Consider the following 11824-nt stretch of genomic DNA (forward strand, 5'->3'; position numbering starts at 1 on the left):
CATGGATTAATGGATCAGGGCAAATCAATAATTGGTTTAAAACACAATTATTGTTGCAATAAAAATGAGGAGGAAAAAAATGACAAAGAAAGAGAAATTTGAAGCGTTAGCTTCGAAAGTGCTCGTATTGGTTGGGGGAAAGGATAATATCAGTTTCTTGGGGCACTGTATGACACGTCTTAGACTTGAATTAAAGGATAAAAGCATCGTCAATTTAGATGAAATCAAAAGACTGCAAGGTGTGGTTGGGGCACAGTGGTCCAACGAACAATTGCAAATTATCATTGGACAATCTGTTGGCGAAGTGTATGGTATGGTTGCCGAAAAAGCGGGTATTCGAGCTGAAAAAGCCATTAACGAAAATTTGGATAAGGGTAAGAAAAAAATCAGCTTTGCAGGCATTATTGATGGGATCACAGGGAGCTTAATACCTCTACTCCCTGCGATCATCGGTGCAGGTATGTTAAAGGTTGTCATCATTCTATGTGAGTTGACAGGCATTTTGACACCAGATATGCAAACACATGCAGTCCTTACTTTTGCATCGGATGCAGGTTTCTATTTTCTGCCTGTGTTTTTAGGGGCGACAGCTGCAAACAAATTCAAGGCCAATATGGGACTGGGTATGCTTCTTGGCGCTATTATGATACATCCTACTATGGTAGCCAATGTAGCCGGTGCCATACCAATGAGTATTTTTGGAATTCCCGTGTACGCATCAAATTATGCAAGCACTATTTTTCCAATTATCATGGCAGTTTATGTGATGTCGCATGTGGAAAAATTCTTTAAGAAAATAGCACCAGAATCCATAAAAGCAATTATCGTGCCGCTTGGAACTATATTGGTTATGTTACCGTTAACGCTTGGATTAATAGGGCCAGCAGGTGCTTTTTTCGGGAATTATTTAGCGGCAGCGATCATGTGGTTATATAATACTACTGGATTCTTTGGTGTGGCAGTACTAGCAACGATTTATCCGCTTTTAATTTTAACAGGCATGCATGGCGCATTATTCCCGTACATGTTCCATTCTTTAGTAACGCTTGGTTATGAACCTATCGTTGCAACTGCAAATGTTTTATCCAATATCAATCAAGGTGCGGCAGCTGCTGCGGTTGCATTCAAATGTAAAGATAAAGAAACCAGAACAACGGCAAGTTCCAGTGCAATCACCGCAATTTTCGGCGGTGTGACAGAACCCGCTATGTTTGGTATCAACATGAAATTAAAGAAGCCTTTGTATGCTGCTATGTTTGGCAATTTTTGTTCAGCTGCTTTTGCAGGTTTAATGAAAGTGTATATGTACAGTTTAGGGGGGAGTGCCGGGCTCCTTGGTATAGCAGGTTTTGTAGGGCCAACAAGTTCTAATTTTATATTTATGGTGATCAGTATTATTTTAGGCGTCGTTATAACCTTTGTAACCACGTTGATTGTTTATAAAGGTGAGAGTATCTATCAGTAATTAGGAGGCATAAGCATGAGTTTTCCAAAGAATTTTTTGTGGGGTGGCGCCACAGCAGCCAATCAGTTTGAAGGTGGCTGGAATGAAGGCGGAAAAGGCGAAAGCGTTTGTGACCACATCACAGCAGGCACTGTAAGCACACCACGTTATTTTACAAATGTGATCAGCAGTGAAAACAATTATCCGTCACATGAAGCCATTGACTTTTATCATAGATACAAAGAGGACATTGCATTATTTGCTGAAATGGGCTTTAAAGTATTTCGCTTGTCTCTAAATTGGACGAGAATCTTTCCAAAAGGTGATGAAGATAAACCAAATCAAAAAGGTCTGGATTTTTACAGGGCCGTTTTTGAAGAATGTAAGAAGTATGGTATGGAGCCTTTGGTAACAATTTCACATTATGAGATTCCATATCACCTAATGAAGCAGTATGGTGGATGGTTAAGTCGAGACTGTATTGATTTCTATTTAAATTTTTGTGAGACTGTATTTAAAGAGTACAAAGATTTGGTGACCTATTGGCTCACTTTTAACGAAATAAATTGCATGGTAATGGGAGTCGGCGATATTCTATCTGGGGGTATCCCAAGTGAAGACAGTCCTTTACAGGATTTCAATTCGGTGGCTACGAAAGAGCAGAAGCAGAACAGGTTCCAAGCGACGCATCATCAGTTTGTTGCCAGTGCTAAAGCAGTTGTTCTTGGTCATGAAATCAATCCTGAGTTCAAGATAGGTTGTATGGTTGCAGGCGGGGCGATTTATCCCTATACTTGCAACCCAGAGGATGTTGTATTAGCTCAGCAAGAAATGAGAATGAACTATTTCTGTGGCGATGTGCAAGTGCGAGGCGAATATCCATACTATACTAAGCGCATGCTTGAAGAGATGGGCGGCATCTCTATTGACATGGAAGATGGAGATGTGGAAGTATTAAAACAGGGCACGGTGGACTTCTATAGTTTTAGCTATTATATGAGCACATGCACAACAGCAGATGAAGAAGCTAAAAAAGCCTCAGGCAATGTCATTATGGGCGTGAAAAATCCTTATTTAAAAGCAAGCGATTGGGGATGGCAAATTGATCCAAAGGGTCTCCGTTACCTGCTCAATGAGTTGTATGGACGTTATCAGATCCCAATGATGGTTGTTGAAAATGGATTGGGTGCAGTTGACGTGGTGGAAGCTGGCAATGTCATTCACGATTCCTATCGAATTGATTATTTGAGAGAGCATATCAAACAGATGGAAGAGGCCATTAAAGATGGTGTAGATTTAATGGGTTTCACACCTTGGGGATGTATTGATTTAGTCAGTATTTCAACTGGAGAAATGAAAAAAAGATATGGTTTTATCTATGTTGATAAGGACAATGAAGGCAATGGAAGCCTTGACAGATGGCGCAAAGATTCTTTTTACTGGTATAAAAAGGTGATTGCATCCAATGGCAAAGACCTTGATTAATATAGCAGATAGAAGGAGACAACATGGGATTATTAGATAAGTTAAAAAGCAAATTGAATCGCAATCAAGAAATATATATGCCTGTTGCGGGCAAAGTAATACCCTTAAAAGAGCTTGCAGATGGCGTGTTTTCTGAAGGACTTCTTGGATTAGGTGCCGGAATTGAGCCAGAGGACAATGTGGTATATGCACCTTGCGATGGTAAAATTATTTATGTTGCAGAAACGAAACATGCATTGGGGCTTGAAAGCAAGAGCGGTATCGAAATGATCATCCATGTGGGCATCGATACGGTTGAAATGAAAGGTGAAGGCTTTGAGATGTTCGTAAAAGCAGGAGAAAGTATCACACGTGGACAAAAACTCATATCCTTTCCTATTGAGGCCATAAAAGCGGCAGGATACAGATCGACAACGGTGGTTATCGTTACAAACAGCGATCAATTTGAATCGATTCAAGTATTAGAAGAAGGCAAAAAGATAGATGATATAATGATGCAGATTGTATAGTTTGGTTAAGGCATAAACTATGAGCTCGAAATAAATAACTTTAACATCAAATAAATTACTCTAAAGTCAGAATTATTTAATTGAAAGAAAGGATTCTTGTAAATGTGCATGGGAAAAGGCATTATTTACAAGAATCCTTTTTCAATTTGATTGAATAAAAGATTGAAAAAAATGAATACAATCTTTTAAAGCGGGCTCATTTTCTTTTCAAAACGGAAGAAATCATCTTCATCTGTCATTTCCTCAGGTGTATGAGGGTCTTTGTGCTGAGAATTATAGAATTCCACGATGTGAAAACCACAGCGATTTACATAAAAATGAATATTTCGCTTTTCAAAATAAGGGGTAACGGTTTCCCAAACCTCTGTATCGGGGTAGAGCTTTTCTACTTCTTTCCAAATGGCTTGTCCTACACCGTGACTCTGCATGCCGTATTTTACATAGAGAAAATCAAGATGATTGTGCTTTGTTTCTTCATCAATTTCAACGATAGCCCCTCCAACCATTTTTGAATCTACAACTGCTTTGTATGCAAATGTCTCTTTTTTTGACAATACCAGATTAATATCCTCTTCAGGAAGTATCTCTATGTCCAAATCAGTTGTTGACCCAGCAGCTCCGTTTTGGAAGGCCTCTTGCATATCCCTTTTATATTCTGCCAAATCTTCTTGATTGACAGGTAATAATTTAAAATTCATATAAGGTGCTCCTTTTGTTCAATAATGATATTTTTTTTGCTTTACAATAAGGAATATTAATGTAAACACGACTGCCATCACTTCTGCTACAACAATGGAAACCCAAATGCCATTAATTCCCCATATGATTGGGAGAATCAAAACGGCGCTGATTTGGAATACCAACGTCCGTAAAAAGGAAATTAGAGCAGAGGTTAGACCGTCATTTAAAGCGGTAAAAAAGCTTGAGCCGAAAATAGCAAATCCCATGAAAGGAAATGCAAGCGCAAAGATGCGAAATCCAGAAACGGTCAGGGTGGCCAATGCTTTGTCGTAACCCACAAATATTTGTGTCAAAGAGCCTGCAAGCAACTGTGCAGCAGTTACCATAACGAGTCCGCTAATACCAAGTAGGTAAAAGCTCTTTTTTAAAAGGCTTCTGAGTTCATCGTGATTTCTTGCGCCATTGTGATAAGCAATTATAGGGGCGACTCCAATAGAGTAGCCTATAAATGTAGCTGAGAAAATCATGCTGACATACATCATGACACCGTAGGCTGCCACACCGTTTTCTCCAGCAAATTTCAAAAGCTGTATATTATAGAGCATTCCCACGATACTCATGGAGACATTGCTCATAAATTCAGAAGAGCCATTGGTACAGGCTTTTAAAAGTGCTTTGCCATCAAAGTGAGTTTTGCCAAGGCGAAGAATGCTGTTATTTTTTCTTAAAAAATAGATCAGAGGAATAACACCGCCTATAAACTGGCTAAAAGCTGTGGCGATCGCTGCCCCTGCCAACTTATATTCCAGTGGCAGAAGAATGACCAAAGCAGCATCTAAAATCATATTGGTCACACCGGCTGCGCCTGTGACTAAAAGACCGAGTCGAGGTTTTTCTGCGGCTACTAAAAAACTCTGAAAGAGAAGTTGTAAAACAAAAAACGGCAATGTCACAAGAATGATTCGACCGTAAACAATACAATGACTGAGAAGGTCGCCTTTTGCGCCGAGAAGTGTGGCAATTGGACGAATAAATACAAATCCTAATATAGCGAATAGGACGCCAAGTGCAAAAGCCACATATACAAACAAGGAAAAATATCTATTGGCCTTTTCCTTATCACCAGCCCCAAATGTATTGGCGACAATGGCAGTCCCTCCAGTACCAAACATGAAGCCAACAGTTGCCACGATCATTAAAAAGGGCATGATCAAATTGACTGCTGAAAATGCGATCTTACCTGCAAAATTAGAGACAAAAAAACCGTCTATCACACTGTAAATGGATGTAAAAATCATCATGGCAATAGATGGCAATGTAAATTTTATCAATTTACCATAGGTAAAGCGATCTGAAAGCTGTATCCTCATATTCTTTTCCCAAACCAAAACGTTGCAAAGTCTGCAACAGCTGGTGTCAAATCTTTAATAGACCAATCGCTTGTGTTGATTGTTAAGTGATACGCATCACGTCTTCCCCAAGTGGCGCTCGAAAGGATATCCCTTGTCTGCGAGCGAATCTTATCAATTACCTTCATCTCTTGGATGAGCTCTTTTTCTGTAAGTTGTTCATTTTCTGAAGCACGTTCAAAGCAACGTTTTATCTTTGCCTCCATAGTGGCACAGACAAAAATATTGAATGGCTTATATTGCCCTAAGATCACATCAGCATTTCTGCCTACAATGATACAATCCTTACCTAAGAGGGCAATGCCCTCAATTACTTTTCTTTGCTCAAGTAGAAAAGGCACCTTGCTGGATTGCATATATGCTGTAGAAGCGATTGTATTTCGAAAAGAAATGGGAAAATTTTGTAAACTGTGGTGATTTAACTTCTCCTCTATATAATTCGCATCACATTCACTATTTTTAGCAACAGCAGTAATAATCTCGCTGTCGTAGTAGTCAAAGTTCATAATATCTGAAAGACGCTTTCCAAGTTCACGCCCTCCAGAGCCAAATTCACGACTGATGGTAATAATTTTCATGGGTTTTCTCCTTCTATAAATTACTAACTTGCTCACGAAAACAATTTGTGTATTTCTCCATGAGGTGGATGTACGTGTTGATCTCCTCTGTTGACCAAGATTCAAAAGTCCGTACTTCTGCTTTGTAAAGCTTGGTCACAGTCTTATTCATAAAGTCCTTTCCTTTTTCTGTTAAGATAATTTTTTTTGTTCTGCCTGTGTGTTTTTCTAGGTATAGAATATCATCAGCTTCCAAACCTCGAATAGCTGAGTTCACAGTTTGTTTGCTAATGCCAGATTTCTTATAGATATCGCTGAGTAAACAATTTTCACCTGTATCCAAAATAGTATATAAGATGATAGAAACGCTATCTGTAATACCAAGCTTCAAAGAGGCTTGATGATATAGTGCTTCCATTTCCGAAGTCAAATAATTGATTCGATGGATTGTTTCAGATTGTTTAAGATTCATAATTGCACCTCTAAGTATGATTTAGTACTTTTACAATAGTACGGAATCGTACTATTGTCAATAGCATTCTCAAAATATAAACAACTTAATATACTTGGCTTATAAAAAAATTTTGATGAAATAACTGAGCTGATAGAATAAATGTGTCAATAGAATATAAGTACCTTGTAATCAGAATAAGATATGATACTATAGAATTGATAGATAAATCAGAATTATCAAAATACATATTGAGCCATTAAGGTTGAAATCAAACAGGCTTAAAGCCTTAATATTTCACATTAATGTCAAATGATGCAATCAAACATAAATCAAAAAGTGAGGGCTATTATGGAGAAAATTGAATTAAAAGACATGATCAAGTACAAGTCTTTATCCGGCGTAAAATATGCACCAGATGGCAAAAATATAGGCTTCGTGCTTCATGAAATGGACGAAAAAAATAACAGATATCTATCCAATATCTATATTTACAACTTAGATAAAGATAAAACTTTCAAACTCACTTCAGGGGATAAAGAAAGTCAGTTTATATTTAAAGATGACAAAACTGTACTTTTTTCATCTTTAAGGGACAAAGTCGATCAAGAGAGAAAAACAAATGGCGAACAATTAACTTGTTATTATGAAATATCCATAGAAGGTGGAGAAGCCCAAAAGGTATTTGAGATTGGCTTAAATGTTTCAGAAATAGAGCGTATAGATGATGATACTTTTATCGTTAAGGCATTGTATGATGTTAATGCCCCAGTTCTAGACAGTCTTTCCAATGATGAAAAAGACTATGAAGTCATAGATGAAATACCCTTCTGGCAAAACGGCAAGGGATATTCTAACAAGAAGAGAAACCGATTGTATATTTTTAATAAAAAAGCGAATACACTGAAACCCATTACAGAAACCTACACAAATGTAGAGTATTTCACATTGAAACCAGATAAGTCTAAAGTGGTTTTCATTGGGAATACATTTAAAGATAAGATGGAGCTCGGCTCTGGACTATATGAATACACCATAGAGGCAGAGCGTCTGAAAGATCTGTCAATGCCAGAAACCTTTAAGTATAGCTTTGTCGATTTTATAAAAGATGATATTATTTTCGCAGGTTCTGATATGGAAGGTTTTGGGATCAATAAAAATGATCTTATTTATCTATTAAATGGCACTGGAGAAATTAAGGCTTTAACCGATGCAACTTTAGATTATAGCCTTAGAAATACTGTGGGTTCTGACACGAGATATGGCAGTTACAGCAATATCAAAACAGAGGATAAATACCTCTATTTCACAACAACAGAACATGACAGCTCCTATATCAATAGAATAGATCGTGATGGCAATTGTGAAAGAGTCACCAAAGAAACAGGGGCAGTGGATGGATTTGATGTCTTCAAAGGGCAAATTGCCTTCATAGGTTTGAGAGGCAATAAACTTCAAGAACTCTATAAGTTTGAGGATCAAAAAGAGACTCAGTTAACGCAATTTAATCAGTGGGTAGTAGAAACCAAAAAAATATCTACACCTGAAAAGTTGGTCATTAAAACGGATGAGGGCATTACAATAGAAGGCTGGTTGATGAAGCCGGTATCATTTGATGAAAATAAAAAATATCCGGGCATATTAAATATACATGGTGGGCCTAAGGCCGCATATGGCGCAGTTTTTTTCCATGAGATGCAATATTGGGCAAATGAAGGCTATGCGGTCTTCTTCTGTAATCCACGAGGCAGCGATGGCAGAGGCAATGAGTTCTCTGATATAAGAGGTAGATTTGGAGATATAGACTATAAGGATATCATGCAATTCACAGACGCTATATTGGATCAATATGCATTTATCGATAAAAATAGATTGGGTGTCACAGGCGGTTCTTACGGCGGTTATATGACCAATTGGATCATTGGGCATACGGATAGGTTTAAGGCAGCTGTATCTCAAAGAAGTATTTCTAATTGGATCTCCAAGTTTTGCACAACGGATATTGGTTACTACTTTGTTGCGGATCAACAAGCTTCAACGCCTTGGACGGACATGCAAAACCTTTGGGATCAATCCCCTTTAAAATTTGCTGACAAAGTTAAAACACCTACACTGTTCATACACTCGGAAGAAGATTATAGATGCTGGATGGCAGAAGGCCTTCAGATGTTCACCGCATTAAAATATCACGGTGTAGAATCCAGACTCTGTCTATTCAGAGAAGAAAATCATGAACTCAGCAGATCTGGCAAACCAAAGCACAGAATCAGAAGGCTTAAAGAGATAACGGAATGGTTTGATCGGTATTTAAAATAGCTAAAAGTATATAATACATGAAAAATCTTCAATTTTTATTCGGGTTATATCGGTAACCCGAGAGCAACCTTGTTTAAAATTGATTTGTAAGCAAGGTTGTTTTTTTAATATAGTTCTTTCAAATGGGGGAGACATAACAAAGATTCGGAAAATGGAGGCATTAAAATGACAGGGATATTAGCCCAAAAAGGTATTGAAGAAATGAAAACACCACTTTATGATCTTGCAAAGAAGATTTGGGAAAATCCAGAAACGGCTTACAACGAGGTGAAAGCATCTCAGTGGACAGCTGATTTTTTAGAAGCCCAGGGATTTGAAGTGGAGCGGAAGTATGTGGGACTTCCAACTGCAATTAAAGCAACATGGGGCAGTGGAAAACCTATAATCGGGTTTTTAGGAGAGTATGATGCGCTGCCGGGCATGAGTCAAAAAATCTCGACAATCAAAGAGCCTATAATTGCAGATGCACCTGGTCAAGGTTGTGGTCATAACCTGCTTGGTGTTGCTCATGTGGGTGCGGTGTTGGGCATGAAAAAAGAAATGGAAGAGAAGAAACTCAAGGGCACCATCATTTACTATGGGTGTCCAGCGGAAGAAGTGCTCACTGGGAAAGGCTTTATGGCGCGCGGTGGCGCTTTTAAAGAGCTAGACATTGCCTTGGCTTGGCATCCAGGTTCAAAAAACAAGGTGACAACAGGCGTTAACACGGGGCTCAATACGGTAAAATTTCATTTTAAAGGTCAAACCGCTCATGCTGGAGGCGATCCTCAGAATGGTCGCAGTGCATTAGATGCACTTGAATTGATGAATGTTGGCACGCAATACCTGAGAGAACATGTCACTGATGATGTGCGTATTCACTATATTACAATAGAAGGTGGTGTCGCTCCTAATATAGTCCCAGATAAGGCTTCGTCATGGTATTTTGTAAGGGCCTTATCCAGAGAAGTTGTCGTTGAGACCTACAATAGACTGCTTAAAGTTGCCAAAGGTGCTGCTATGATGACTGAAACTGAAGTTGGAATAGAATTTTTAGGTGGATGTTATAACACACTGCAAAACAAAGTACTTGTGAACCTTATTCACGAGACGATGCAAGAAGTGGGCGCACCAGATTGGACTGAGTCAGAAATTCAATTTGCAGAAGCCTTAAACAAGGTAAGTGCCAATTATGATAAACTGGTTAGCTCTGGCAAGATTCCAGAAGGCATGCACATCCACAGTGAAATTGAAGCTATTGTAGATGAAAATGGCTACGGTTCAACAGATGTGGGTGATGTTCAACACATCGTCCCTGGTGTTATGTTTACCACTGCGACAAATAATATAGGCGCAGCAGGTCACAGTTGGCAAATTACCGCAAGTTCAGGCAGTTCAATTGGTGAAAAGGGCATGATCATGGCTGCAAAGGTCATGGCGATTGCCGGTATTAAAGCTATAGAAAATCCAAAGATTATCCAAGAGGCAAAGTTAGAGTTTGATGAGGTTATGCATGGAAAAACCTATAGGTGCCCTATGACAGATGAAATCACTATCCCGTTGCCTAAATAAAACCAAATGACAGGAGCGTTTATAATGAAGATAGAAAAAGATGTATTAAAAAAGATTGCATTGGATGCGATCGATAAGAGAAGGGAAACTATTCTGAGCATAGGGGATTCCATTTACAATGAGCCAGAATTGGGGTATAAGGAATTTAAGACAGCTGAGAAGGTCAAGCAGGTTTTTGAGTCCATGGGGATACCCTATGAGGACAAGATTGGTATCACGGGGTTAAAGGGGAAGATTAAGGGCAAGAGTGCCAAGTACAATGTGGCCGTAATGGGGGAACTGGATTCGGTTATATCCCCAAAGCATCCTGATAGTGACCCCAAAACAGGCGCTGCACACTGCTGTGGGCATAATTGCATGATTGCAGGGATAATAGGGGTTGCCTATGCTTTAAAAGAGACTGACATCATGGAAAGCTTATCAGGAGATGTGAGTATAATGGCAATTCCTGCAGAAGAATTTGTTGAAATAGGTTATAGAAATGAATTGATTCAAAGTGGTGCCATTAGTTTCATAGGTGGCAAACAGGAATTTATCAAACTAGGTGCTTTTGATGACGTCGATGTAGCGATTATGCAACATACGTTTTCCAGCGAAAACGAAGGCGACAGCGGGATTAAAGCAGAAGCAGGATATTCTGCCAACGGTTTTGTAGGGCAGGAAATTCAATTTATTGGGAAAGAAGCCCATGCAGGGTCGGCACCACATGCAGGTGTGAATGCGCTCAATGCGGCGATGATTGCTTTGACCGCCATCAATGCTCAAAGAGAAACTTTCAGAGAGAAAGATTATATTAGAGTACATCCCATTATTACACGAGGTGGTGATCTGGTAAATGTCATTCCTTCCGATGTGCGGTTAGAAAACTATGTCCGCGGAGCTAACGTAGAGGCTATTTTAAGTGCAACAGAAAAAGTGACCAGATCATGGCATGCAGGTGCAGATGCCATGGGGGCAAAATGCATTGTAAACACGCTTCCAGGCTATTTTCCCATTAAGCCGAATGAAAATTTACAAGAGATTATGTATCAAAATTTAAAGCAACTATTAGGTGAAGCAAATGTGAGAAAGCATGGAGAGCACAGTTGTGGGAGTTCGGATGTCGGTGATGTTGCAAGTATAGTCCCCACAATACATGCTCGAATTGGAGGTGCTTCTGGAAACTTCCATTCAGATGACTATCGCCTTGTGGACAGAGAATTAGCTTATCTTGGTGCGGCAAAGGCTTTAACTTTATGTGTCATCGATCTCTTATATAATGAGGCACAAGAAGCGGAAAGGGTCGTTGAAGCATTTGAACCGGTATACACGAAGGCTGAATACTTAAAAAATTGGGGCAGCATAGGTGAACAATTCAAATAAATTGAACAGATATGTTATTGGCATCTCATTGGAAAACACAGTATATAATATATTATTTG

At 39.0% G+C, this 11824-nt stretch carries 10 protein-coding genes; 6 read left to right on the forward strand and 4 right to left on the reverse strand.

Features of this window, described 5'->3' with window-relative positions; all coding sequences use genetic code 11:
- The first annotated feature begins 79 nt into the window (after positions 1 to 79).
- Genes ISU02_RS20780 through ISU02_RS20790 form a run of 3 tightly spaced genes read left to right on the forward strand, consistent with a single transcriptional unit; the run spans position 80 to position 3438 of the window.
- Positions 80 to 1465, forward strand: a complete 1386-nt coding sequence (locus ISU02_RS20780; protein ID WP_194703772.1) for a PTS transporter subunit EIIC — start codon at positions 80 to 82, stop codon at positions 1463 to 1465.
- A 15-nt stretch (positions 1466 to 1480) separates the two neighbouring features.
- Positions 1481 to 2929 carry a glycoside hydrolase family 1 protein gene (locus ISU02_RS20785; protein WP_194703773.1) on the forward strand — a complete coding sequence of 483 codons (1449 nt, stop codon included), beginning with the start codon at positions 1481 to 1483 and terminating at the stop codon, positions 2927 to 2929.
- Positions 2930 to 2952: 23 nt separating this feature from the next.
- A complete protein-coding gene (locus ISU02_RS20790) occupies positions 2953 to 3438 on the forward strand; it encodes a PTS sugar transporter subunit IIA (RefSeq protein WP_194703774.1) in 486 nt (161 codons plus the stop codon).
- 185 nt (positions 3439 to 3623) lie between these two features.
- Here the strand turns inward: ISU02_RS20790 and ISU02_RS20795 are convergent, their stop codons facing one another.
- Genes ISU02_RS20795 through ISU02_RS20810 form a run of 4 tightly spaced genes read right to left on the reverse strand, consistent with a single transcriptional unit; the run spans position 3624 to position 6557 of the window.
- Positions 3624 to 4136, reverse strand: a complete 513-nt coding sequence (locus tag ISU02_RS20795) for a GNAT family N-acetyltransferase (RefSeq protein WP_194703775.1) — start codon at positions 4134 to 4136, stop codon at positions 3624 to 3626.
- Between the two features lie 18 nt (positions 4137 to 4154).
- Positions 4155 to 5489, reverse strand: a complete 1335-nt coding sequence (locus ISU02_RS20800; protein WP_194703776.1) for an MATE family efflux transporter — start codon at positions 5487 to 5489, stop codon at positions 4155 to 4157.
- Positions 5486 to 6106, reverse strand: a complete 621-nt coding sequence (locus ISU02_RS20805) for a cytidylate kinase-like family protein (protein WP_194703777.1) — start codon at positions 6104 to 6106, stop codon at positions 5486 to 5488. The genes ISU02_RS20800 and ISU02_RS20805 overlap by 4 nt, the downstream gene beginning before the upstream one ends.
- 13 nt (positions 6107 to 6119) lie before the next feature.
- Positions 6120 to 6557 carry a MarR family winged helix-turn-helix transcriptional regulator gene (locus ISU02_RS20810; RefSeq protein ID WP_194703778.1) on the reverse strand — a complete coding sequence of 146 codons (438 nt, stop codon included), beginning with the start codon at positions 6555 to 6557 and terminating at the stop codon, positions 6120 to 6122.
- A 330-nt stretch (positions 6558 to 6887) separates the two neighbouring features.
- Between ISU02_RS20810 and ISU02_RS20815 the strand changes: the two genes are divergently transcribed.
- The 3 genes from ISU02_RS20815 (at position 6888) to ISU02_RS20825 (ending at position 11765) form a co-directional block, all read left to right on the forward strand.
- Positions 6888 to 8852, forward strand: coding sequence for an alpha/beta hydrolase family protein (locus ISU02_RS20815; protein WP_194703779.1), 1965 nt, complete (start codon positions 6888 to 6890; stop codon positions 8850 to 8852).
- Positions 8853 to 9017: 165 nt separating this feature from the next.
- Complete coding sequence (locus ISU02_RS20820; protein ID WP_194703780.1) at positions 9018 to 10403, forward strand: amidohydrolase; 1386 nt, start codon at positions 9018 to 9020, stop codon at positions 10401 to 10403.
- A 24-nt stretch (positions 10404 to 10427) separates the two neighbouring features.
- The gene (locus ISU02_RS20825) at positions 10428 to 11765 is read left to right on the forward strand and encodes an amidohydrolase (protein WP_194703781.1); all 1338 of its coding nucleotides are present in this window, start codon (positions 10428 to 10430) and stop codon (positions 11763 to 11765) included.
- Positions 11766 to 11824: the final 59 nt, after the last annotated feature.

The sequence above is a fragment of the Fusibacter ferrireducens genome (assembly GCF_015352425.1).
In the GTDB taxonomy this organism is placed as follows: Bacteria; Bacillota; Clostridia; order Peptostreptococcales; family Acidaminobacteraceae; genus Fusibacter_A; species Fusibacter_A ferrireducens.

Bases quoted from the DNA above. Each gene is read 5' to 3' on its own strand.
- ISU02_RS20780 (WP_194703772.1), top strand. From the start codon at position 80: ATGACAAAGAAAGAGAAATTTGAAGCGTTAGCTTCGAAAGTGCTCGTA.
- ISU02_RS20785 (WP_194703773.1), top strand. From the start codon at position 1,481: ATGAGTTTTCCAAAGAATTTTTTGTGGGGTGGCGCCACAGCAGCCAAT.
- ISU02_RS20790 (WP_194703774.1), top strand. From the start codon at position 2,953: ATGGGATTATTAGATAAGTTAAAAAGCAAATTGAATCGCAATCAAGAA.
- ISU02_RS20795 (WP_194703775.1), bottom strand. From the start codon at position 4,136: ATGAATTTTAAATTATTACCTGTCAATCAAGAAGATTTGGCAGAATAT.
- ISU02_RS20800 (WP_194703776.1), bottom strand. From the start codon at position 5,489: ATGAGGATACAGCTTTCAGATCGCTTTACCTATGGTAAATTGATAAAA.
- ISU02_RS20805 (WP_194703777.1), bottom strand. From the start codon at position 6,106: ATGAAAATTATTACCATCAGTCGTGAATTTGGCTCTGGAGGGCGTGAA.
- ISU02_RS20810 (WP_194703778.1), bottom strand. From the start codon at position 6,557: ATGAATCTTAAACAATCTGAAACAATCCATCGAATCAATTATTTGACT.
- ISU02_RS20815 (WP_194703779.1), top strand. From the start codon at position 6,888: ATGGAGAAAATTGAATTAAAAGACATGATCAAGTACAAGTCTTTATCC.
- ISU02_RS20820 (WP_194703780.1), top strand. From the start codon at position 9,018: ATGACAGGGATATTAGCCCAAAAAGGTATTGAAGAAATGAAAACACCA.
- ISU02_RS20825 (WP_194703781.1), top strand. From the start codon at position 10,428: ATGAAGATAGAAAAAGATGTATTAAAAAAGATTGCATTGGATGCGATC.